Origin of the sequence: Pseudomonas sp., from assembly GCF_017744435.1 — a bacterium.
GTDB lineage: Bacteria > Pseudomonadota > Gammaproteobacteria > Pseudomonadales > Pseudomonadaceae > Aquipseudomonas.
In genome coordinates this window covers 38,707-61,221 of record NZ_JAGIBG010000005.1, presented here as the reverse complement: position 1 = coordinate 61,221, position 22,515 = coordinate 38,707, and the positions used below count along the sequence as shown (strand labels likewise).

The following is a 22,515-nucleotide window of genomic DNA, read 5'->3' as shown; positions in this document are numbered from 1 at the left end:
GCTGTTTACCCACAGGTGGATTTGTCCTCAGAAAAAATGCCTGCTTATCAACGGAGCTGAAGGTGGGTTTTCCACAGGGCTCCTGAACAGGGTTTTGTACCTGTGGAGGGATTTCTGCAGGCCTGAACGGGCCTCTTCGCGGCTAAAGCCGCTCCCACAGGGGTCGGTGTGGTTTTTGAAAGATCCGACGAGTGGATAAATTGCAGGCAAAAAAAAGCCGCTCCCGGAGGAGCGGCCTTGGTTTTAGCCAGCTGTGGATTACTTGCCGATGCAGAAACTGGAGAAGATCCGCCCCAGCAGATCATCGGAACTGAACGCACCGGTGATCTCACCCAGCGCCTGCTGCGCCTGACGCAAGTCTTCGGCCAGCAGTTCACCCGCGCCAGCCAGGGTCAACTGTGCGCGACCGTGCTCCAGGTGCGAACTGGCCTGGCGCAAGGCATCCAGGTGGCGCCGACGGGCGCTGAAACCGCTCTCGGCGGTCTGTTCATAACCCATGCAGGCCTTGAGGTGATCACGCAGCAGTTGCAGCCCCTGGTCGTCACCCTTGGCACTCAGGGTGATGGTCACGTGGCCGTCGTCGCATTGTTCCAGGCCTACCCGCTCACCACTGAGATCGGCCTTGTTGCGAATCAGTGTGACCTTGCCCGGGTCTGGCCGCTGGTCGAGAAACTCGGGCCACAAGGCGAACGGGTCACTGGCCTCAGGGGCGGTGGAGTCGACCACCAGCAGCACTCGGTCGGCCTCGCCAATGGCCTTCAGCGCGCGCTCAACGCCGATCTTTTCCACATGGTCGTCGGTATCGCGCAGGCCGGCGGTATCGACCACGTGCAGTGGCATGCCATCGATGTGGATATGTTCGCGCAGAATATCCCGGGTGGTGCCGGCGATGTCGGTAACGATGGCCGCCTCACGCCCCGCCAGCTGGTTCAGCAGGCTCGATTTGCCGGCATTTGGCCGGCCGGCTATGACCACCGTCATGCCGTCACGCAGCAAGGCGCCCTGCCCGGCCTCGCGCTGCACGGTGGATAACTCGCCGCGCACTGCATCGAGCATGGACAACACATGGCCATCGGCGAGGAAGTCGATTTCCTCTTCAGGGAAGTCGATCGCGGCCTCGACGTAGATGCGCAGGGCAATCAACGCCTCCGTCAAACTGTGCACACGCTTGGAGAACTCCCCCTGCAGCGAGCGCAAGGCATTGCGCGCAGCCTGGCTGGAGCTCGCTTCAATCAGGTCGGCGATGGCTTCGGCCTGGGCCAGGTCGAGCTTGTCATTGAGGAACGCACGCTCGCTGAACTCGCCTGGACGCGCCAGACGACATCCGACTTGTACACACCGCTGCAGCAGCATATCCAGGACCACGGGGCCGCCATGCCCCTGCAGCTCAAGTACATCCTCGCCCGTGAACGAGTTGGGACCAGGGAAGTACAACGCAATGCCTTCATCCAGCACCAGGCCATCCTCGTCGCGGAATGGCCCGTAGTGGGCATGGCGTGGTGTCAGCGTTCGGCCGGTAATCAGCTGCCCCGCCTTGCTCGCCAATGGGCCGGACAACCTCACGATACCGACGCCTCCGCGGCCCTGGGCAGTGGCGATGGCGGCGATGGTTTCACGCACAGTGTTCATGCTCGAAAGCCTCTACGACAAAAACGACAGATAGCAAAAACGCCCCCGAGGGGGCGTTTTTATTCACAGGCTAGCGCAGTAGCCCGTCAAGCAGCAGCTTTTTTGGTGGCTGCTTCGATACGGCGGGTGATGTACCACTGCTGAGTGATCGACAGGCAGTTGTTCACAACCCAGTACAGCACCAGACCAGCCGGGAACCACAGGAAGAAGAAGGTGAAGATGATCGGCATCATTTTCATTACCTTGGCCTGCATCGGATCCGGCGGAGTCGGGTTCAGACGCTGCTGGATGAACATGGTGGCGCCCATGATGATCGGCAGGATGAAGAACGGATCCTTGATCGACAGGTCGGTGATCCACAGCATCCATGGGGCCTGGCGCATCTCGACGCTTTCCAGCAGTACCCAGTACAGGGACAGGAACACCGGCATCTGCACCAGGATCGGCAAGCAGCCGCCCAGCGGGTTGATCTTCTCTTTCTTGTACAGCTCCATCATCGCCTGGGACATCTTCTGGCGATCGTCACCGAAGCGTTCCTTCAGTGCGGCGAGCTTCGGCGCCACGGCACGCATGCGCGCCATCGAGCGGTAGCTGGCAGCCGACAGCGGGAAGAACAGGCCCTTGATGAGCATGGTCAGCACGATGATCGACCAGCCCCAGTTACCCAGCAGGCTGTGGATATGTTGCAGCAGCCAGAAGATCGGCTGGGCGATGAACCACAGGAAGCCGTAGTCGACGGTCAGTTCCAGGCCTGGGGACAACTCTTTCAGCTTGGACTGGATCTTCGGACCGGCATACAGCATGGCGCTGGTTTCGACTTTGCCGCCAGCCGGAACGCTGAGCGCCGGGCCGGTGTAGCCGATGATGTAGTTGCCCTGGCTGTCCTTGCGGGTCTGGACAACATTGTTGTCCGACTTGGCCGGAATCCAGGCGGTCACGAAGTAGTGCTGCAGCCAGGCAACCCAGCCGCCGGACACATTTTCTTTCAAACTACCTTTGTCGATGTCCTTCATCGAGACCTTTTTGTAAGGCTCGGAAGCCGTCCACATGGCGGCGCCCAGGTAGGTCGCGGTGCCGGTGGCGGTGCTCGACGATGGATCGGAGCTGGCGTCACGCTTGAGCTGGGCAAACATGTTGCCGTTCCAGGCCTGGCCGCTCTGGTTGTCGATCAGGTAGCTGACAGTCAGGTCGTACTCACCGCGCTTGAAGCTGAAGCGCTTGATGTAGTTGACACCGTTGTCGCTGAACTTGAGGTCGACGACCAGTTGGTCCTGACCATCAGCCAGCTGGTAGCTCTTCTGCTCGGCAGCGTACAGCGGGCGACCCGACGAACGGGCATCCGGGCCATTGGCGCCGGTCAGGCCGCTCTGTGCCAGGTAGATGCGCTCGCCACCGTTGTCGAACAGCTGGAACGGAATGTCCGGATGATCCTGACGGCGTGGGTACTTCGGCAGGTTCAGCTGGACGATGTCACCACCGACCGGATCGATAGCCAGTTCCAGGACATCGGTCTTGATCCGGATCAGATCCTTGCTGACCGCGGCCGGAGCCAGTTCGGCAGGGCTGGATTCGGCATTGGCGCTCGGCACATCGGCGCTGGCGGTACCGGCCGGCACGCCATCCGGCAAGGCCGGGGCAACGGTGCTGGCAGCAGTATTCTGAGTCGGCAGGGCAGCCTGGCCGTAGTCCTCGTTCCACTTGAGGACCATGACGTAGGACACGATTGCCAGGGCGACGATCAGGATCGTGCGTTTAATATCCATGATTACTCGGCTATCGAAGAAGTTCGGGAGGAAGGAGCGGGGGGAACGGGATCGAAACCGCCGTCGTTCCACGGATGACAACGCCCCAGGCGACGAACGGCTAGCCACCCGCCACGCAAGAGGCCATGGTTTTCAATGGCTTCGTAAGCGTAACAGGAGCAACTGGGGTAGAAACGACAGTGGCTGGCCATCAGGGGACTGATGGCGTAACGGTAAAACTGGATCGGAACGAGGGCCAGTTTACGCATTTTGACTGTCTACCCCTGCGGAATCGGCGTTTGCCGCTGGAGTTGGCCGGCTGCGCGCCAGGCGTTTCCAGAGCTTGCCAAAGTGTTGGTGCAATTCCGGGTTTTCTATCTCACCCAATCCCTTGCGCGCGACGATCACTATATCCAGGCCACCCAGCAATTGCTGGTTGAGCCGGAAGGAATCGCGCATCAAGCGCTTGAGGCGGTTGCGTTGAACGGCGAGCTTGACGCTCTTCTTGCCGATCACCAGGCCGAGGCGCGGGTGATCCAGGCCGTTCTCGCGAGCAAGGATCAGCAGGTTTTTCCCTGGAACCTTGCCGGTTGGGGAGTCGAAGACCGCTTTGAAGTGCCGGGGTGTAAGCAGTCGCTTTTCCCGACTGAAGTCCTGACTCACCACCTGTGCCGAAAAATCAAATGGCCAGACGCTTACGGCCTTTGGCACGACGACGCGACAGAACAGCGCGGCCGTTCTTGGTAGCCATACGGGCACGGAAGCCGTGGGTGCGAGCGCGCTTGATGGTGCTTGGTTGGAAAGTACGTTTCATGGCGTTGTTACCTGGTTTGTCGACTACGGGCCGGAATGGCCCCCTTTTTAAGAGATCGGCGATTCTAGAGAAAGCAAGCCCATAGGTCAATTTCCAACCAGCCTTTCCTTATAGAAGGCGTCCTGACGGCTGGATGCCAGGAAGGGTTGCTCAGGCAGGCAGACGGACGACAAAATGAAAAAAAAGAAGAGACATATAAAAAGCTTTTCTGAAGAACTTATAAATCTTAGGTGGATAACCTTCTGTGGATAACTGTGTTAAGCCCAATAACGGCGAGCTGTACAGAGATTCACAACCTTGTCGGTAACAGGTGCTGCGCTTGTGTCGGACGTGCGGAAAGCCTGTGGATAGAAGTGGCCGTTATCCACAGCAGAGTTATCAACAGGGCTGGCCTCAGGGTTGTGCATAGCCCTCATGGCCGTTTATCCACAGACCTTATTCACAGAGGTTGGAAGACGTTTTTGCCGCTAAATGGCTGATTTGTCATGGCTCAGAATGTTTCCACATGTGGATAACTGATCGCTCGACCGGTACAATGGCGGTTTGTTTTTGCCTCATCCGGCTTTCAACTCAGGGGATATCCGTGTCAGTGGAACTTTGGCAGCAGTGCGTGGAGCTTCTGCGCGATGAACTGCCTGCCCAGCAATTCAACACCTGGATCCGTCCGCTACAGGTCGAAGCCGAAGGCGACGAGTTGCGCGTCTATGCGCCTAACCGTTTCGTGCTCGATTGGGTGAATGAAAAGTACCTTGGCCGTCTGCTCGAACTGTTGGGTGAAAACGGCAGCGGCATGGCGCCAGCCCTTTCCTTGTTAATAGGCAGCCGTCGCAGCTCTGCTCCACGTGCTGCACCCAATGCCCCCGTCAGTGCTGCAGTTGCTGCTTCGCTTGCACACAGCCAGACCCAACAGGCCGCTGCGCCTGCGGTGGCCACCGTTGCTGAGCCGGTTCATGCGCCTGTAGCCGAACCGGTGCAGGTAAATGAAGTCGCTGAATCGGCTTCGCGTGACAGCTTCGATGGCATGGGCGACAGCACTTCGGCTCCTGTTACCGGCAGCCGTACCGAACAGCGCACGGTCCAGGTGGAAGGCGCGCTCAAGCACACCAGCTACCTGAACCGCACCTTCACCTTCGAGACCTTTGTCGAAGGTAAGTCGAACCAACTGGCCCGCGCTGCGGCCTGGCAGGTCGCCGACAACCCCAAGCATGGTTACAACCCGCTGTTCCTTTATGGCGGCGTGGGCCTGGGTAAGACCCACCTGATGCATGCTGTGGGTAACCACCTGCTGAAGAAGAACCCGAATGCCAAGGTCGTGTACCTGCATTCCGAGCGCTTCGTTGCGGACATGGTCAAGGCGCTGCAGCTCAACGCAATCAATGAATTCAAGCGCTTCTACCGCTCGGTTGATGCGCTGCTGATCGACGACATCCAGTTCTTCGCCCGTAAAGAGCGTTCCCAGGAAGAGTTTTTCCACACCTTCAACGCCTTGCTCGAGGGCGGCCAGCAGGTGATTCTCACCAGCGACCGCTACCCGAAGGAGATCGAAGGCCTGGAAGAGCGCCTGAAGTCGCGCTTCGGCTGGGGCCTGACGGTGGCCGTCGAGCCGCCGGAACTGGAAACCCGTGTGGCGATCCTTATGAAGAAGGCCGACCAGGCCAAGGTCGAGCTGCCGCATGATGCTGCGTTCTTCATCGCCCAGCGCATTCGCTCCAACGTACGTGAACTCGAAGGCGCCCTGAAGCGGGTGATCGCTCACTCGCACTTCATGGGCCGTGACATCACCATCGAGCTGATTCGCGAGTCGTTGAAGGACCTGCTGGCGCTGCAGGACAAGCTGGTGAGTGTGGATAACATCCAGCGCACCGTGGCCGAGTACTACAAGATCAAGATCGCCGATCTGTTGTCCAAACGCCGCTCGCGCTCCGTAGCGCGCCCGCGTCAGGTGGCCATGGCACTGTCGAAGGAGCTGACCAACCACAGTCTGCCGGAGATCGGCGACATGTTTGGCGGCCGCGACCACACCACCGTGCTGCACGCCTGCCGCAAGATCAACGAATTGAAGGAATCCGACGCGGACATCCGCGAGGACTACAAGAACCTGCTGCGGACGCTGACGACCTGATGGTCGCCAGCGCAGCTAATTGAAGGCAAGGGACTAGACCATGCATTTCACCATTCAACGCGAAGCCCTGTTGAAACCCCTGCAACTGGTCGCCGGTGTCGTCGAGCGCCGCCAGACCTTGCCGGTGCTGTCCAACGTCCTGCTGGTCGTGCAAGGCCAGCAGCTGTCGTTGACCGGTACCGACCTGGAAGTCGAACTGGTTGGCCGCGTGCAACTGGAAGAGCCGGCCGAGCCAGGCGAGATCACTGTCCCGGCGCGCAAGCTGATGGACATCTGCAAGAGCCTGCCGAACGACGTCCTGATCGATATCAAGGTCGACGAGCAGAAACTCCTGGTCAAAGCCGGCCGCAGTCGTTTTACCCTGTCGACCCTGCCTGCCAACGATTTCCCTACCGTTGAAGAAGGCCCGGGCTCGCTGACCTGCAACCTGGAGCAGAGCAAACTGCGCCGCCTGATCGAGCGCACCAGCTTCGCCATGGCCCAGCAGGACGTGCGTTACTACCTCAACGGCATGCTGCTGGAAGTGTCGCGCAACACCCTGCGTGCGGTTTCCACTGACGGTCACCGCTTGGCGTTGTGCTCCATGAGCGCACCGATCGAGCAGGAAGATCGCCACCAGGTCATCGTTCCACGTAAAGGTATTCTTGAGCTGGCACGCCTGCTCACTGATCCGGAAGGCATGGTCAGCATCGTTCTCGGTCAGCACCACATCCGTGCGACCACCGGTGAGTTCACCTTCACCTCCAAGCTGGTCGACGGCAAGTTCCCGGACTACGAGCGCGTACTGCCGAAGGGTGGTGACAAGCTGGTGGTCGGTGATCGCCAGGCGCTGCGCGAAGCGTTCAGCCGTACCGCCATTCTTTCCAACGAGAAATACCGCGGTATTCGCCTGCAGCTGGCCGCTGGCCAACTGAAGATCCAGGCCAACAACCCTGAGCAGGAAGAAGCGGAAGAAGAGATCAGCGTGGACTACGAAGGTAGCTCGCTGGAGATCGGCTTCAACGTCAGCTACCTGCTGGACGTGCTGGGCGTTATGACTACCGAGCAAGTTCGTCTGATTCTGTCTGATTCCAACAGCAGTGCCCTGCTGCAGGAAGCTGGCAATGACGATTCTTCCTACGTTGTCATGCCGATGCGTCTGTAATCTGTAGCAGGCGAAATGTCCCTTCGACGTATCATGGTCACCGCGGTGCGCAATCTGCACCCGGTGACTCTCTCACCTTCCCCCCGCATCAATATCCTCTACGGCGCCAACGGCAGCGGCAAGACCAGTGTGCTCGAAGCCGTGCACCTGCTTGGCCTTGCCCGGTCATTCCGCAGTACTCGGCTGAACCCGGTCATCCAGTATGAGCAGCCGGCTTGCACCGTGTTTGGCGAAGTTCAGTTGGCTGAAGGTGGCACCAGTAACCTGGGTGTCTCCAGGGAGCGGGCGGGCGAATTCACTATCCGAATCGACGGGCAGAATGCCAAGAGCGCCGCTCAACTGGCTGAACTGCTGCCGTTGCAACTGATCAACCCGGACAGTTTCCGGTTGCTGGAAGGCGCACCGAAAATCCGCCGGCAGTTTCTCGATTGGGGAGTGTTTCACGTGGAACCTCGGTTCCTGCCGGCCTGGCAACGTCTGCAGAAGGCGCTGCGGCAGCGGAACTCATGGTTGCGGCATGGTACACTTGACCCAGCTTCGCAAGCCGCCTGGGACCGGGAGTTATGCCTGGCCAGCGCGGAAATAGATGAATACCGTCGCAACTACATCAAGGCCTTGAAGCCCGTCTTCGAGCGAACCCTGAGCGAGCTGGTCGAGCTGGACGGGTTGACCCTGAGCTACTATCGAGGCTGGGACAAGGACCGGGAACTGCAAGAAGTACTCGCCTCCTCTCTCCTTCGCGATCAGCAGATGGGCCATACCCAGGCCGGCCCGCAGCGTGCTGATCTGCGTCTTCGTCTGGCTGCCAATAACGCAGCCGACATCTTGTCGCGTGGTCAGCAAAAGCTGGTGGTGTGCGCGCTGCGCATTGCCCAGGGCCATCTCGTCAGTCAGGCTCGCCGCGGCCACTGTATTTATCTCGTTGACGACCTGCCGTCCGAGCTGGATGACCAGCATCGCCGCGCGCTGTGCCGCTTGCTTGAAGAATTACGCTGCCAGGTGTTTATCACCTGTGTAGATCACGAATTACTGAGGGAAGGCTGGCAGACGGAAACGCCAGTTGCCTTGTTCCACGTGGAACAAGGCCGTATCACCCAGACCCACGACCATCGGGAGTGAAGGCATGAGCGAAAATCAAACGTACGACTCCTCCAGCATCAAGGTGCTGAAAGGTTTGGATGCCGTACGCAAGCGTCCCGGCATGTACATTGGCGACACCGATGATGGTAGCGGCCTGCACCACATGGTCTTCGAGGTGGTCGACAACTCGATCGACGAAGCCCTCGCCGGTCACTGCGATGACATCACCGTCATCATTCACACGGACGAATCCATTAGCGTGCGCGACAACGGTCGTGGCATTCCGGTCGACGTGCATAAAGAAGAAGGCGTTTCCGCAGCCGAGGTCATCATGACCGTGCTGCACGCCGGCGGTAAGTTCGACGATAACTCCTACAAGGTATCCGGCGGTCTGCACGGTGTAGGTGTTTCGGTAGTGAACGCCCTGTCCGAGAAGCTGGTGCTGACCGTTCGCCGCAGCGGCAAGATCTGGGAACAGACCTACGTTCACGGTGTTCCTCAAGCGCCGATGGCCGTTGTCGGTGACAGCGAAACCACCGGTACCCACATCCACTTCAAGCCTTCGGCTGAAACCTTCAAGAACATCCACTTCAGCTGGGACATCCTGGCCAAGCGGATTCGCGAACTGTCGTTCCTTAACTCGGGTGTCGGCATCCTGTTGAAGGACGAGCGTTCGGGCAAGGAAGAGTTCTTCAAATACGAAGGCGGCTTGAGCGCATTCGTTGAATACCTCAACACCAACAAGACCCCGATCAACTCGCAGGTCTTCCACTTCAACGTCCAGCGTGACGATGGCGTGGGTGTCGAGATTGCGCTGCAGTGGAACGACAGCTTCAACGAAAACCTGCTGTGCTTTACCAACAACATTCCGCAGCGTGACGGCGGTACTCACCTGGTTGGTTTCCGCTCCTCGCTGACCCGTAGCCTGAACAGCTACATCGAGCAGGAAGGCCTGGCCAAGAAGAACAAGGTCGCCACCACCGGTGACGATGCTCGTGAAGGCCTGACCGCGATCATTTCGGTGAAAGTGCCGGATCCGAAGTTCAGCTCGCAGACCAAGGACAAGCTGGTCTCCTCGGAGGTGAAAACCGCCGTGGAACAAGAGATGAACAAGTACTTCGCCGACTTCCTGCTGGAAAACCCGAACGAAGCCAAGGCCGTGGTCGGCAAGATGATCGACGCTGCCCGTGCCCGTGAAGCGGCGCGTAAAGCCCGTGAAATGACTCGCCGTAAAGGCGCGTTGGATATCGCAGGCCTGCCGGGCAAACTGGCGGACTGCCAGGAGAAGGACCCTGCCCTCTCCGAGCTGTACCTGGTGGAGGGTGACTCCGCAGGTGGTTCGGCCAAGCAAGGCCGTAACCGTCGCACCCAGGCTATCCTGCCGCTGAAGGGCAAGATCCTCAACGTCGAGAAAGCACGCTTCGACAAGATGATCTCGTCCCAGGAAGTGGGCACGCTCATCACTGCACTGGGCTGTGGCATCGGCCGCGAAGAGTACAACATCGACAAGCTGCGTTATCACAACATCATCATCATGACCGATGCTGACGTCGACGGTTCGCACATCCGTACCCTGCTGCTAACCTTCTTCTTCCGTCAGTTGCCGGAGCTGGTCGAGCGCGGCTACATCTACATCGCCCAGCCACCGCTGTACAAGGTCAAGAAAGGCAAGCAGGAGCAGTACATCAAGGACGACGAGGCCATGGAAGAATACATGACCCAATCGGCCCTCGAAGATGCCAGCCTGCACCTGGACGAATCGGCGCCAGCCGTTTCCGGCGTACAGCTGGAAACCCTGGTGAACGAATTCCGCGCGGTGATGAAGACCCTGAAGCGCCTGTCGCGCCTCTACCCGGAAGACCTCACCGAGCACTTCATCTACCTGCCGGAAGTCACTCAGGAGCAACTGGGCGACCACGCCGTGATGCAAGCCTGGCTGGTGAAGTTCCAGGAGCGTCTGAGCAACAGCCAGAAATCAGGCCTGGTCTACCAGGCCAGCCTGCGCGAAGACAAGGAGCGCAATGTCTGGCTGCCGGAAGTGGAAGTTACCTCCCACGGTCTGGCCAGCTACGTCACCTTCAACCGCGACTTCTTCGGCAGCAACGACTACCGCTCGGTGGTCACCCTGGGTGCCAAGCTGTCTACCCTGCTCGGCGAAGGTGCCTACGTGCAGCGCGGTGAACGTCGCAAGGCAATCACCGAGTTCAAGGAAGCCCTCGACTGGCTGATGAACGAAAGCACCAAGCGCCACACCATCCAGCGATACAAAGGTCTGGGTGAGATGAACCCGGAGCAGCTGTGGGAAACCACCATGGACCCAACCGTCCGCCGCATGCTCAAGGTCACCATCGAAGACGCGATTGCCGCCGACCAGATCTTCAATACCCTGATGGGCGACGCGGTGGAACCACGCCGTGACTTCATCGAAAGCAATGCGCTGTCGGTATCGAACCTGGACTTCTGATCAGGTTGCAGCAGCCGTTCAAGCACTAAGGCCCGCTCAAGCGGGCCTTTTTTTGCGCACAGCCAGGCCCTGATGGCTGGATGGGGTAAGCGCGCGCAGACCCCACCCAGACACTTGCTCAGGCAATAAGCTCCACCTTCCCAGTGGCCAGCCGATACACGCCACCCACAACCTTCAACTTGCCTTTGCTGATTGCATCGGTAAGCAGCGGTGTGGCCTTCTTGAGCGCCTCGACAGAGTCCGTGACGTTCTGCGCGATGGCATTGTCCATCAGATTGCCAGGCTGTTTGATCACCTTCTCGATTGAGCCTTTGAGCGCATCCGTCAGCTTCGGAATATGCCCGGGGAACTTGGCGTTGTCCTTGACTGCTTTGATCCCTGCTTCAATGGCGCCGCAGCTTTCATGGCCGAGTACCAGAATCAGCGGCGCCCCCAGCACCGCCACGCCATATTCAATACTGGCCAGGCCCTCGCCAGTCACAAAGTTGCCTGCCACACGAATCGCAAACAAATCACCTCGCGCCGTATCAAACGCGTACTCAGGTGCAATACGCGAATCGGAGCAACTGAGCACGGCTACAAATGGGTTTTGCCCAGACACCAACGCCTCGCGCTCGTCCTTGAAATCGTGCGAGGTTGAATCACCGCTGATGTAACGCGCATTACCTGCCATCAGCCGTTTCAGCGCTTCGTCTGGGCTGATGGCGTTTTGCGGTTTAGGGGGCGCTGTCGACTTTTCTGCAGCCTGCGAAAGCCGTGCAGGAAGCGCACCGGCTAGCAGCAGGGCACCGGCTCCGAGTCCGGCAAACTGAAGAAATCGACGGCGATCTGTTGGGTGGGGAGTTGAATCACATGATTTACACATGATGGTGTGTCCTCAGGACACTTCGGTGGGAGTAACTACTGTTGGATGAACGAGTACCAAACAGAACGTCCGGTACTGGAACCATGGAGTTTAGTTGATCCCCAACATCAAGCGATTCGCGGCCTATACGCGCAGATGCGCGGCAGTCCTGGCGCCATGTTCCACGTGGAACCAACTTTTCATCCTTTGCTGAACACCTGAGTGGTCGGCTCGGCAGAAACAAGAAAGCCCGCTGACGCGGGCTTTTTTGGCTATCGGAATCAGTAACCGGAGAGCACGCTGACGACCACGCCAGAGGCAATCGCTACCAGCACATAGTCACCGTTCACGTACAACCAGCGGTGATCGCGTGGTGGTGCGTACAGATGACGCGCGCGCCAGTCGGTCACCCAGTAGCGGTCGGCGCGATAACGCGGTTCTACTACATAGCCACGATGCCACTGTTGATGTGGCATCGGCATACCCGCTTCAGGTCGGAAGTTCGGGTTGTGGTAGGCCGGGTAGTGACCGTTGTCATGGCGGTCATAGCGCTCGGGTTGGCCATGTGGCGGGTAGCCCTGATGGGATGGACCACCGTCGTAGTGGTCTGGGCCCGGTTGAGCGAAGCTGGCCAAGGGTGTGCTGAGCACAAGCGCGGCGCAGAGCACGGTTAGGGCTTTCTTCATTTGCGGATCCTCTGCCTGTTAACGCCCGGCAGGTAATACGGTCTGCCTGGTGCGGTTAACTGATCAGACCACAAACTTTTCCACATAATGTAAGGGTAGAGGTAAAGGTCCGGTAAAGGTCGGCGGACTACAAACCCAGCGCTTTCAGGCGGCGATACAAGGTTCGTTCACTCATGCCAAGGTGACGGGCCAGCTCGCTGCGTGATCCTTGGAACTGCTCCAGCGCCTGCGCCAGATCACTCAGGTCGTTTCGTCCTCTGCTCATGCCCAATGCTTGCTGTGGCCCAACCTCATCCGGCAGATGCTCAGGCCGGATCAACCCGTCATCGGCAAACAGCCGAGCCCTTTCCAGGATGTTGCGCAACTCGCGAATGTTCCCGGGGAACGCATGCAGCGTGAGTTGCTTCAGCGCTTCCTCGGTCAGACTGGGTGTCGGTTTGCCAGCCATGCGCTGAAGCAGGCTCTCAGCCAGCAAGGGCAAATCCTCCACGCGTTCGCGCAACGCCGGCAGGCGGATCGGGAAACCACTGATGCGGTAATACAGATCTTCACGGAAGGTACCCTCTGCCACCATCTTCTTCAGCGGTTTATGGGTTGCTGATACCAGGCGGAAATCCGAATGCACGGTGCGCAGGCTACCCACCGGACGGAAGCTGCCGGACTCGATCAGGCGCAGCAGTTTGACTTGCATCGCCAACGGCACCTCGCCGATTTCGTCGAGGAACAACGTGCCGCCATGGGCCGCTTCGGCCAGGCCGATCTTGCGCTGGTTGGCGCCGGTGAAAGCGCCCTTCTCGTAGCCGAACAGCTCGCTCTCGAACAGCGACTCGGTCAGGCCGGTGCAGTCGACCACGACCAGTGGGCCATTGGCCCGTGGGCTACCCATGTGAATAGCGCGGGCGAACAGCTCCTTGCCGGTGCCCGACTCGCCCTGAAGCAGCACCGGTATCTGCGCGGGTGCCGCTCGCTGCAGGCTGGCCAGCGCGGTCTTGAAAGCAGGTGCTCGCCCGACCAGCCCTTGCTCCTGCGGTTGCGCAGAGGCCAGGGTGATGCTGGTAAGCCTCTCGACGAAAGCCACCACCCTGCCCTGCTCATCGAGGATCGGCCGCAGCTCCACATCCACATGCTCTGGGCCTCGCGGCGTGTGATGAATGTGCAGCACACGCTCCGGCACTTTGCTGTCCCATGCCTTGCGCATCGGGCAGTGCTCGCCGGCCTGGTCACACGGGACGGCGTAGTGATGTGACACGCGATGGCATTTTTCACCCAGAGGGGCCTGCTTGTCTCGACCGAACTGCCGCCGATAAGCTGCGTTAGCCGCGAGGATGTTGTAGTCAGTGTCCAGCACGATGGTAGGCAGGGCATCGTGCTCAAGGTAGGAAACCAGAGCTAGGATGAGTGGATGAGATTCAGGCATGACGACACCGATTGGATAACCTGGCGCAGGGTAACAAGGACTGCCAAACACTGCCATTGGCTGACAGTCGACTGCCAAAGCCACTGCCACTGGCGCTTACCACTGTGATCGAGGGCCCCTGTTCATTGGGCCGGATGTAGAAAAATGCCTGGCATGCATCTTGATAAACCTCCACCCACTGCCTACGCCTGTACAAGGCGAGGCAGATAATTTGGAGAACGTGATGATCATCGGCAACAACCTTCACGTGGACGCCTTCTATGACAAGGCGACCTCGACCATCAGCTACCTGGTCATGGATCGTGAAACCCTTCAGTGCGCGCTGATCGACAGCGTGCTGGACTACGACCCCAAGTCCGGGCGCACCTGCACCGCTTCGGCGGATCGCCTGATCGAACGTGTGACCGAACTCAAGGCCAACGTGCAATGGGTGCTGGAAACCCATGTACACGCCGACCACCTCTCGGCGGCGGCTTATCTCAAGGGCAAGCTCGGCGGCCATACCGCCATCGGTGCACACATTACCCAGGTGCAGAAAGTCTTTGGCACGCTGTTCAACGCCGAGCCTGGCTTCGCCCGCGATGGCAGCCAGTTCGATGTGCTGTTCGAAGACGAAGAAGGTTTCCGCATCGGCAACCTGCATGCCCGTGCACTGCATACCCCAGGGCATACGCCGGCGTGCATCAGTTACATGGTGGTGGACGCTGGTGAGACCGCGGTGTTCGTCGGCGATACCCTGTTCATGCCTGACTACGGCACCGCCCGCTGCGACTTCCCCGGCGCCGATGCCCGGACGCTGTACCGCTCGATCCGCCGGTTGCTGGCATTCCCCGACCAGACCCAGTTGTTCATGTGCCACGACTACCTGCCAGGCGGGCGCGAGATGCAGTACGTCACCACGGTGGCCGAGCAGCGCGCCAGCAATATCCACATCCACCAAGGTATCGACGAGGACAGCTTCGTGGCCATGCGCGAAGCCCGCGACAAGACCCTCGACATGCCCGTGCTGATCCTGCCATCGGTGCAGGTGAACATGCGCAGCGGCCAGCTCCCGGAGCCTGAGGAAAACGGCGTGAGCTACCTGAAGATCCCGCTGAACAAGCTTTGACTTCCCTGCCCCATTACCAGAAATTCCAGGATTGACTGCCATGCCTGCCAATGCCGACCACCACAAGGTGGTCATCGTCGGTGCCGGTGCCGCCGGTATCGCCACTGCTTCCAGCCTGATCGCCCGTGACCCGTCACTGGACATCGCCCTGATCGACCCTGCCGAGGTGCACTACTACCAGCCAGGCTGGACCATGGTCGGCGCCGGCGTCTTCAGTGCGCCGAGTACCGCCCGCACCATGGCCTCGGCCATCCCGCGCGGCGTGCGCTGGATCAAGGCGCGCGTCCAGGGCTTCGACCCGTCTGCCCAGCTGGTGACCCTGGAGGGAGGCCGCGCCATCAGTTATGAACAGCTGGTGGTCTGCCCCGGCCTCAAGCTCGACTGGGACGCGATCGACGGGCTCAGCGAAACCCTTGGCCGCAACGGTGTCACCTCCAACTACCGCTACGACCTGGCACCTTACACTTGGGAGCTGGTGCAAACGCTCAAGCAAGGGCGTGCCCTGTTCACCCAGCCGCCGATGCCGATCAAGTGCGCTGGCGCGCCACAAAAGGCACTGTACCTGTCGTGTGACCATTGGCTGCGCAGTGGTCGGCTGGGCGATGTGAAAGCCAGTTTCTTCAATGCCGGTGCCGTGCTGTTCGGCGTTCCCGACTATGTGCCAGCCTTGATGGCCTACATCGACAAGTACGGTGTGAACCTCAATTACAGCCATCGCCTGGTGGCCGTGGATGGGCCCAACCAGCGTGCCACCTTCGTGCGTACGCTACCCGACGGCAGCAGTGAAACCCGTACCGAAGCCTTCGATATGTTGCACGTGGTGCCGCCGCAGGTTGCTCCGGACTTCATCCGCCAGAGCCCCTTGGCCGATGCCGCCGGCTGGGTCGACGTCGATCCGCATACCTTGCGCCACCGTCAGTTCGGCAACGTCCACGCACTGGGCGATGTGGCCAACACCAGCAATGCCAAGACTGCTGCGGCTGCGCGCAAGCAGGCGCCAGTGGTCGCCAACAATGTGCTGGTAGCGCTGGGCCGCCTTCCTACCCTGGCCCAATACGACGGCTATGGCTCCTGCCCGCTGACCGTCGAGCGCGGCAAGATCGTCCTGGCCGAATTCACCTATGGCGGCAAGGTCGCACCAAGCTTCCCTCGCTGGCTGCTCGATGGGCGCCAGCCGACACGCCTGGCCTGGCTGCTCAAGGCACGGGTGCTACCGCCGTTGTACTGGCAGGGAATGCTCAAAGGCCGTGAGTGGCTGGCGCGCCCGCAACCGCTGGTCACCGAGGCCGCACAGTGATCGAACATCAACTGCTGGGCGCTGGCCTGGGCGCGATCATCGGTGCGGTGCTGGCGCTGACCGGCGCCGGTGGTGGCATCCTGGCGGTGCCGCTGCTGGTGTTCGGGCTGGGCCTGTCGATGGTCGAAGCGGCACCTATCGGGCTGCTCGCCGTGGGGCTTGCGGCGGCGGTGGGTGCGGTACTCGGCTTGCGTGAAGGGCTGGTGCGTTATCGCGCCGCCCTCTTCATCGCCTTGATCGGTATCGCAGCGGCACCGTTCGGCCTGATGCTGGCGCACCGCTTGCCCAATACACCCTTGGCGCTGGTGTTCGCTGCCGTGCTGATCTATGCCTGCCTGCGCATCTGGCGCAAGGCGGCCAAAGAGCTGCGTGGCGAAGGCAGCGAAGCCCATCGCTACATCGAGCCCTGCGTGCTGAACCCATTGCAGGGGCGCTTGCGCTGGACGCTACCCTGCGCACGCGCCCTGGCGTTTACCGGGGCCATGTCTGGCTTGCTCTCCGGCTTGCTGGGGGTCGGCGGCGGCTTTGTAATCATCCCCGCCTTGAACCGCTACACCAACCTGCGCATGAAGAGCATCGTCTCGACCTCCCTGGCCGTCATCGCGCTGGTTTCCACGGGGAGCGTAGTCAGCGCCAGCCTGGCCGGTGTGATGCACTGGCGGATTGGCGCACCCTTTGCCATCGGCGCGGTGATCGGCCTGTTGCTGGCCCGACCACTGGCGGCAAAGATCGCCGGGCCTCGCCTGCAGCAGATGTTCGCTGTCGCCGGTTGGCTGGCGGCCGTGCTGCTGGCTGGCAAGGCGCTATTCGGCTAGCAGCTCGTCCTGTTCCGCCGCGCACAGCGCCAGCAGGTAGTCCCACACCACCCGCAGGCGCACCGACTTGTGCAACTCGCGGCGGGTACAGATCCAGTAGCTGCGCTGGATGGTCTCGCTGGGCAGCACGCGCACCAGTGTCGGGTCATGGCGAGCCATGTAGTTGGGCAGCACGGCGATGCCCAGCCCTGCGCGTGCGGCGGTTTGCTGGGCGATCACACTGGTACTGCGGAAGGCCACGTTCGGTGCGCGGCAGAAGCTGTTGAGAAACAGCAGCTCCTGACTGAACAGCAGGTCATCGACGTAGCCGATCCAGCTGTGCCGGGCCAGGTCCTCGCGGTTGCGCAGGGGCGGCGCCCGGTCCAGGTAGTCCTGGCTGGCGTACAGCGCCAGGCGGTAGTCGGTGAGCTTGCGGGTGATCAGCAGGTCGGCGTTGGGCCGCTCCAGGTGAATGCTGATCTCTGCTTCACGGTTGAGGATGCTGACGAAGCGCGGTACCGCCACCAGTTCCACCTCCAACCCCGGATAGCGGGCGAACAGCTCGCTCATGCGCGGGGTGAAGAACATGATGCCGATGCCTTCGGTGACGCCCAGGCGAATCTTGCCCAGCGGGGTGATGGCCTGGGTGATTTCTTCCTGCGCCAACAGGGCAACGTTCTCCATGGCTTCGGCGTGCTTGAGCAGCGCCTGGCCCGACGGGGTCAGTTCATAGCCCTGGGCGTGCTGCACGAACAGTGGCGTGCCCAGGCTCTTCTCGATGCTTTCGATATGCCGGGCGACCGTGCTGTGGGTGGTATTGAGGCGCTTGGCCGCGCTGAGCAGGCGGCCACTGCGCTGCAACTCGAGGAAAAACCGCAGATCGTTCCAGTCGAACATGTTGATCCTTAGGGCTGTGCTAAAACGCACAACGGCTGCGTGAAATCTCGTGTTTCCTTGGCGAAATTACTCACTAAGATGGATCGGGACAAGAATAATAATCAGGCGCGAGGTTGCACATGCCATCAGCCGATTCTGTCTTCGACTACGTGGTCGTAGGCGCTGGTCCCGCCGGCTGCCTGCTGGCCAATCGTTTGTCCGCCGACCCTTCCTGCCGCGTCCTGCTGCTCGAAGCCGGTGGCCGCGACAACTATCCCTGGATTCACATCCCCGTCGGTTACCTCTACTGCATCGGCAACCCCCGCACCGACTGGTGCTTCAAGACCGAAGCACAGCCCGGCCTGCTCGGTCGCGCCTTGGGATATCCACGGGGCAAGGTGCTCGGTGGTTGTTCGTCCATCAATGGCATGATCTACATGCGTGGCCAGGCCGCCGATTACGACCATTGGGCCGAGCAAGGCAACGAAGGCTGGGCCTGGAAGGACGTGCTGCCGTTGTTCAAGGCCAGTGAGAACCACTTTGCCGGCGCCAGCGAGCACCATGGCGGTGAGGGTGAATGGCGGGTCGAGCGCCAGCGCTACAGCTGGCCGATCCTCGATGCCTTCCGTGACGCCGCCGAACAGAGTGGCATCGGCAAGGTCGAGGACTTCAATACCGGCGACAACCAGGGCTGTGGATACTTTCAGGTCAATCAGCGCAGCGGTGTGCGCTGGAACGCCTCCAAGGCCTTTCTCCGGCCGATCAAGGACCGTCCCAACCTCACCGTGCTGACCGGCGTGCAGGTTGACCAGGTGCTGTTGAACAACACCCGTGCCCGTGCGGTCAAGGCGCAGTGGCAAGGCGCCTGGCACGAGTTTGCTGCGCGTCGCGAGATCATCCTCTGTGCTGGCGCCGTGGGTTCGCCCGGCATCCTCCAGCGCTCGGGCATCGGCCCGCGCAAGCTGCTCGAAAGCCTGGGCATCGGTGTGCGCCACGACATGCCTGGCGTCGGCGGCAACCTGCAGGATCACCTGCAACTGCGGCTGATCTACCAGATCCGCAACACCCGCACCCTCAACCAGATGGCCAACAGCCTGTGGGGCAAGCTGGGCATGGGCCTGCGCTATCTCTACGATCGCAGTGGCCCGCTGGCCATGGCGCCGAGCCAGCTGGGTGCCTTCGTGCGGTCAAGCCCGGAGCAGGCCACACCTAACCTGCAGTATCACGTGCAGCCGTTGTCACTGGAGCGCTTCGGCGAGCCGCTGCACTCGTTCCCGGCCTTCACTGCCTCGGTGTGCAACCTGCGCCCGGCCAGCCGTGGGCGCATCGATATTCGCAGTGCGAACATGAACAGTACGCCGCTGATCGATCCCAACTACTTGAGCGACCCACTGGACCTGCGCGTTGCCGCCGATGCCATCCGCCTGACCCGGCGCATCGTCCAGGCCCCTGCCCTCGCCGCTTTCGATCCTCAGGAATATCTGCCAGGCCCGTCCCTGCAAACCGAGGAGGAACTGTTCGACGCGGCCGGCAAGATCGGCACCACCATCTTCCACCCGGTCGGCACCTGCCGCATGGGCAACGGCGAGCTGGACGTTGTGGATAACCAGCTGCGCGTGCACGGCATCCCTGGCTTGCGTGTGGCCGATGCCTCGATCATGCCGCAGATCACTTCCGGCAATACCTGTTCCCCCACCCTGATGATCGCCGAGAAGGCGGCGCAGCTGATCCTCAAAGGAGCCGCAACCCAGACCTACCTGAACGAAGACGCAGTACCGACCCCCTGACCCGGGAGCGTGCAACACCGGCAGCTCGCGGTCACAAGCTGCCGACAGTGGAACAACAAGAATAATCACTGTGGCCTGCGGGCCGAGGACAGCAACGATGTCGGATTACATCCAAGAGCAGGGTGCAGCGGCGAGCACCTCCAGCCGTCGTGAAGAACGCAAGATCATTTTCGCGTCTTCCCTCGGGACGGTGTTCGAGTGGTATGACTTTTTTCTCTATGGGGCGCTGGCCGCAGTCATCAGCAAGCAGTTCTTCGCCGGGGTGAATGACACCACGGCGTTCATCTTCGCCCTCATGGCCTTTGCCGCCGGCTTCCTGGTGCGGCCGTTCGGTGCGCTGGTGTTCGGTCGCCTGGGTGACATGATCGGGCGCAAGTACACCTTTCTGGTGACCATCGTCCTGATGGGCCTGTCGACGTTCGCCGTCGGCCTGCTGCCCACCTACGCCAGCATCGGCATCGCGGCACCGATCATCCTGGTGATCCTGCGCATGCTCCAGGGGTTGGCACTGGGGGGTGAATACGGTGGTGCCGCCACTTACGTGGCCGAGCACGCACCGCCTGGCAAGCGTGGCTTCCACACCGGTTTCATCCAGTCCACTGCGACCCTGGGCCTGCTGCTGTCATTGCTGGTGGTACTGGGCAGCCGCTACATCAGTGGTGACCAGTTCGAAACCTGGGGCTGGCGCTTGCCGTTTCTGCTGTCGATCATCTTGCTGGCGATCTCCACCTGGATCCGCATGAGCATGCACGAGTCGCCGGCCTTCGTGAAAATGAAGGCCCAGGGCAAGGTCAGCAAGTCACCGATCCGCGAGTCGTTCACCTCCTGGCCCAACCTCAAGGTCGTGCTTACGGCGCTGTTCAGCATCAACGCCGGGCAAGCCGTGACCTTCTACACGGCGCAGTTCTACGTGCTGTTCTTCATGACCCAGATGCTCAAGATGGACCCGGCCCAGGCCAACACCTTGCTGATCATCAGCGTGGTCATCGGTGCGCCATTCTTCGTGTTCTTCGGGTGGCTGTCCGACCGTATCGGCCGCAAGCCGATCCTGATGCTCGGCCTGCTGCTGGCCACCGTGCTGTACTTCCCGCTGTTCAAGGCCCTGAGCCATTACGCCAACCCGCAGATCGACGCGGCCAGCCGTCAGGCGCCGATCGTGGTCACGGCCGACCCACAAGGCTGTACCTTCCAGTTCGACCCGGTTGGCAAGGCGCGTTTCGACAGCCCGTGTGACAAGGTCAAGACCTTCCTGGTCAAGCAGGGCCTGCCGTACAGTTCGGTGAGCGTGGCCGGCAGTGAAGTGGTGGTGAACATTGGCGACAAGACCATCAACGGCTTCGATGAAACGGCCATGCGCACGGCGATCAATCAGGCGGGCTACCCGGCCAAGGCCGAACCGGGGCAGGTCAACCAGGTGATGGTGGTGGTGCTGATCGTGGCCATGATCCTGATTGCGACCATGACCTACGGGCCGCTGGCGGCGGTGATGGTCGAGCTGTTCCCGACCCGAATCCGCTACACCTCGATGTCGCTGCCCTACCACATCGGCAATGGCTGGTTCGGCGGCTTCCTGCCAACCGTGTCGTTCGCGCTGGTGGTGTATACCGGGGATATCTTCTACGGCCTGTGGTACCCGGTGCTGGTGACCGGCATCAGCCTGGTGGTGGGAATCTTCTGCCTGAAAGAAACCAAGGACGTGGATATCGACAAGGTCTGACGCTATCACCACGCCATAAAAAAACCGGCTGTAAAAGCCGGTTTTCTTATGCCTCGAAAAAACTTATGCACGTTTTTCAGAAAAATGTAACACCAAGAAATAAACAGCTAATTCATACACTTAGCTTCGTATCTGGGCGCTTCAAGAAAAAACTGTTCACAAGTTATCCACAGATGGTCAGGCCATCTGTTCCTGCGGTTTTTCATCCACTGGCGGCAGCGATCCCATGGCCCGCTGGGTGGCTTCGTTCCACGCCGCAGCACGGTCGTTGAGCTCGGCAATGGCCCGTGGTCCGCTGCCCTCGGCGTACATCGGCTTGCCGATCACCACCTCGATGGTGCCCGAGCGCTTGCCCCAGCCCGTCTTGGGCCAGAACTTGCCAGCGTTGTGGGCGATCGGCAGTACTGGCAACCCGGCGTTCACGGCCAGCGCGGTACCACCTCGGGAGAACTTGCCCACGGTACCGAACGGTACACGGGTACCTTCCGGGAAGATCAGCACCCAGGTTTTCTGCTTCAGCAACTCGTCACCCTTGCTGGCCACCTGGCGCAGGGCTTCCTTGGGGTTGTCGCGGTTGATCGCGATCGGCCGCAGCATGGCCATGGCCCAACCAAAGAACGGCACATACAGCAGCTCGCGTTTGAGCACCTGGCTCAGCGGCGAGAAGTACTGGGAAAGGAAGAAGGTTTCCCAGGTGCTCTGGTGGTTGGACAGGATCACGCAGGGCTCAGCCGGCACGTTCTCGGCGCCAGTGACCTTGTAGTTGATGCCGAGGATGGTGCGCACCAGGAACAGTGCGCAGCGGCACCAGTACACGTTGATGAACTTGTAGCGCTTGGGGAACGACAAGAACGGCGCGACGAAGAAGCTCAGCGAGCACCACAGCAGCGAACTGGTGCCCAGCAGCAGGTAAAAAAGAAAGATTCTGATCGCCTGCAGGATCGACATAGTGGCAAGTACCGTTGCGGGGCGTGCCCGCCTGGGAAAATGCGCC

The 22,515-nt window shown here is 60.6% G+C and carries 19 protein-coding genes; 9 read left to right on the top strand and 10 right to left on the bottom strand.

From position 1 onward, the window contains the following. Positions 1-258: 258 nt before the first annotated feature. The 5 genes from mnmE to rpmH form a co-directional block, all read right to left on the bottom strand. Positions 259-1,629, bottom strand: a complete 1,371-nt coding sequence (mnmE, locus tag J7573_RS05605) for a tRNA uridine-5-carboxymethylaminomethyl(34) synthesis GTPase MnmE (RefSeq protein ID WP_294327048.1) — start codon at positions 1,627-1,629, stop codon at positions 259-261. Between the two features lie 86 nt (positions 1,630-1,715). Beyond that, positions 1,716-3,392, bottom strand: coding sequence for a membrane protein insertase YidC (gene yidC / locus J7573_RS05600; protein ID WP_103448390.1), 1,677 nt, complete (start codon positions 3,390-3,392; stop codon positions 1,716-1,718). A 2-nt stretch (positions 3,393-3,394) separates the two neighbouring features. Beyond that, positions 3,395-3,640 carry a membrane protein insertion efficiency factor YidD gene (gene yidD / locus J7573_RS05595; RefSeq protein WP_011536514.1) on the bottom strand — a complete coding sequence of 82 codons (246 nt, stop codon included), beginning with the start codon at positions 3,638-3,640 and terminating at the stop codon, positions 3,395-3,397. Beyond that, on the bottom strand, positions 3,633-4,037 hold the full coding sequence (gene rnpA, locus J7573_RS05590; RefSeq protein ID WP_082433472.1) for a ribonuclease P protein component: 405 nt from the start codon (positions 4,035-4,037) through the stop codon (positions 3,633-3,635). The genes yidD and rnpA overlap by 8 nt, the downstream gene beginning before the upstream one ends. Positions 4,038-4,050: 13 nt before the next feature. Further along, the gene (rpmH, locus tag J7573_RS05585) at positions 4,051-4,185 is read right to left on the bottom strand and encodes a 50S ribosomal protein L34 (protein ID WP_003253163.1); all 135 of its coding nucleotides are present in this window, start codon (positions 4,183-4,185) and stop codon (positions 4,051-4,053) included. Positions 4,186-4,768: 583 nt separating this feature from the next. On the opposite strand from rpmH, the gene dnaA reads away from it, so the two are divergent. From dnaA to gyrB, 4 genes are read left to right on the top strand one after another with little or no spacing between them, the layout of a single operon-like run. Next, complete coding sequence (dnaA, locus tag J7573_RS05580) at positions 4,769-6,307, top strand: chromosomal replication initiator protein DnaA (RefSeq protein ID WP_294326960.1); 1,539 nt, start codon at positions 4,769-4,771, stop codon at positions 6,305-6,307. 40 nt (positions 6,308-6,347) lie between these two features. Further along, the gene (dnaN, locus tag J7573_RS05575) at positions 6,348-7,451 is read left to right on the top strand and encodes a DNA polymerase III subunit beta (protein ID WP_294326959.1); all 1,104 of its coding nucleotides are present in this window, start codon (positions 6,348-6,350) and stop codon (positions 7,449-7,451) included. Positions 7,452-7,466: 15 nt separating this feature from the next. Continuing rightward, positions 7,467-8,570: a DNA replication/repair protein RecF gene (recF, locus tag J7573_RS05570; RefSeq protein ID WP_294326957.1), complete on the top strand. Its 1,104-nt coding sequence runs from the start codon at positions 7,467-7,469 to the stop codon at positions 8,568-8,570. Positions 8,571-8,574: 4 nt separating this feature from the next. Next, positions 8,575-10,995 carry a DNA topoisomerase (ATP-hydrolyzing) subunit B gene (gyrB, locus tag J7573_RS05565; protein WP_294326955.1) on the top strand — a complete coding sequence of 807 codons (2,421 nt, stop codon included), beginning with the start codon at positions 8,575-8,577 and terminating at the stop codon, positions 10,993-10,995. Positions 10,996-11,113: 118 nt separating this feature from the next. Here gyrB and J7573_RS05560 read toward each other — a convergent pair whose 3' ends face one another. From J7573_RS05560 to J7573_RS05550, 3 genes are all read right to left on the bottom strand, one after another. After that, on the bottom strand, positions 11,114-11,860 hold the full coding sequence (locus tag J7573_RS05560; RefSeq protein WP_294326954.1) for a carbonic anhydrase: 747 nt from the start codon (positions 11,858-11,860) through the stop codon (positions 11,114-11,116). Between the two features lie 260 nt (positions 11,861-12,120). After that, positions 12,121-12,525, bottom strand: a complete 405-nt coding sequence (locus tag J7573_RS05555) for an RcnB family protein (RefSeq protein ID WP_294326952.1) — start codon at positions 12,523-12,525, stop codon at positions 12,121-12,123. Between the two features lie 127 nt (positions 12,526-12,652). Then, positions 12,653-13,942, bottom strand: a complete 1,290-nt coding sequence (locus tag J7573_RS05550; protein WP_294326951.1) for a sigma 54-interacting transcriptional regulator — start codon at positions 13,940-13,942, stop codon at positions 12,653-12,655. Positions 13,943-14,165: 223 nt separating this feature from the next. On the opposite strand from J7573_RS05550, the gene J7573_RS05545 reads away from it, so the two are divergent. From J7573_RS05545 to J7573_RS05535, 3 genes are read left to right on the top strand one after another with little or no spacing between them, the layout of a single operon-like run. Beyond that, positions 14,166-15,050: an MBL fold metallo-hydrolase gene (locus J7573_RS05545; RefSeq protein ID WP_294326949.1), complete on the top strand. Its 885-nt coding sequence runs from the start codon at positions 14,166-14,168 to the stop codon at positions 15,048-15,050. Between the two features lie 22 nt (positions 15,051-15,072). After that, entirely contained in the window at positions 15,073-16,347 is a 1,275-nt protein-coding gene (locus J7573_RS05540; protein ID WP_294330347.1) for an FAD/NAD(P)-binding oxidoreductase, read from the top strand. Continuing rightward, positions 16,344-17,162, top strand: a complete 819-nt coding sequence (locus J7573_RS05535) for a sulfite exporter TauE/SafE family protein (protein WP_294326947.1) — start codon at positions 16,344-16,346, stop codon at positions 17,160-17,162. The genes J7573_RS05540 and J7573_RS05535 overlap by 4 nt, the downstream gene beginning before the upstream one ends. Here the strand turns inward: J7573_RS05535 and J7573_RS05530 are convergent. Next, positions 17,151-18,038, bottom strand: a complete 888-nt coding sequence (locus J7573_RS05530) for a LysR family transcriptional regulator (RefSeq protein WP_085676566.1) — start codon at positions 18,036-18,038, stop codon at positions 17,151-17,153. The genes J7573_RS05535 and J7573_RS05530 overlap by 12 nt on opposite strands. Before the next feature lie 119 nt (positions 18,039-18,157). On the opposite strand from J7573_RS05530, the gene J7573_RS05525 reads away from it, so the two are divergent. After that, positions 18,158-19,804, top strand: coding sequence for a GMC family oxidoreductase N-terminal domain-containing protein (locus J7573_RS05525; protein WP_294326945.1), 1,647 nt, complete (start codon positions 18,158-18,160; stop codon positions 19,802-19,804). A 97-nt stretch (positions 19,805-19,901) separates the two neighbouring features. Beyond that, positions 19,902-21,521, top strand: coding sequence for an MFS transporter (locus J7573_RS05520; protein ID WP_294326944.1), 1,620 nt, complete (start codon positions 19,902-19,904; stop codon positions 21,519-21,521). Between the two features lie 177 nt (positions 21,522-21,698). Here J7573_RS05520 and J7573_RS05515 read toward each other — a convergent pair whose 3' ends face one another. Then, positions 21,699-22,469, bottom strand: coding sequence for a lysophospholipid acyltransferase family protein (locus J7573_RS05515; protein ID WP_294326942.1), 771 nt, complete (start codon positions 22,467-22,469; stop codon positions 21,699-21,701). Positions 22,470-22,515: the final 46 nt, after the last annotated feature.

Excerpts from the sequence above, each read along its gene's own strand:
- gyrB (WP_294326955.1), top strand. The coding sequence starts at position 8,575 with ATGAGCGAAAATCAAACGTACGACTCCTCCAGCATCAAGGTGCTGAAA.
- yidC (WP_103448390.1), bottom strand. The coding sequence starts at position 3,392 with ATGGATATTAAACGCACGATCCTGATCGTCGCCCTGGCAATCGTGTCC.
- yidD (WP_011536514.1), bottom strand. The coding sequence starts at position 3,640 with ATGCGTAAACTGGCCCTCGTTCCGATCCAGTTTTACCGTTACGCCATC.
- dnaN (WP_294326959.1), top strand. The coding sequence starts at position 6,348 with ATGCATTTCACCATTCAACGCGAAGCCCTGTTGAAACCCCTGCAACTG.
- mnmE (WP_294327048.1), bottom strand. The coding sequence starts at position 1,629 with ATGAACACTGTGCGTGAAACCATCGCCGCCATCGCCACTGCCCAGGGC.
- rpmH (WP_003253163.1), bottom strand. The coding sequence starts at position 4,185 with ATGAAACGTACTTTCCAACCAAGCACCATCAAGCGCGCTCGCACCCAC.
- J7573_RS05560 (WP_294326954.1), bottom strand. The coding sequence starts at position 11,860 with ATGTGTAAATCATGTGATTCAACTCCCCACCCAACAGATCGCCGTCGA.
- J7573_RS05515 (WP_294326942.1), bottom strand. The coding sequence starts at position 22,469 with ATGTCGATCCTGCAGGCGATCAGAATCTTTCTTTTTTACCTGCTGCTG.
- J7573_RS05555 (WP_294326952.1), bottom strand. The coding sequence starts at position 12,525 with ATGAAGAAAGCCCTAACCGTGCTCTGCGCCGCGCTTGTGCTCAGCACA.
- J7573_RS05530 (WP_085676566.1), bottom strand. The coding sequence starts at position 18,038 with ATGTTCGACTGGAACGATCTGCGGTTTTTCCTCGAGTTGCAGCGCAGT.
- J7573_RS05550 (WP_294326951.1), bottom strand. The coding sequence starts at position 13,942 with ATGCCTGAATCTCATCCACTCATCCTAGCTCTGGTTTCCTACCTTGAG.
- J7573_RS05525 (WP_294326945.1), top strand. The coding sequence starts at position 18,158 with ATGCCATCAGCCGATTCTGTCTTCGACTACGTGGTCGTAGGCGCTGGT.
- recF (WP_294326957.1), top strand. The coding sequence starts at position 7,467 with ATGTCCCTTCGACGTATCATGGTCACCGCGGTGCGCAATCTGCACCCG.
- J7573_RS05520 (WP_294326944.1), top strand. The coding sequence starts at position 19,902 with ATGTCGGATTACATCCAAGAGCAGGGTGCAGCGGCGAGCACCTCCAGC.
- J7573_RS05545 (WP_294326949.1), top strand. The coding sequence starts at position 14,166 with ATGATCATCGGCAACAACCTTCACGTGGACGCCTTCTATGACAAGGCG.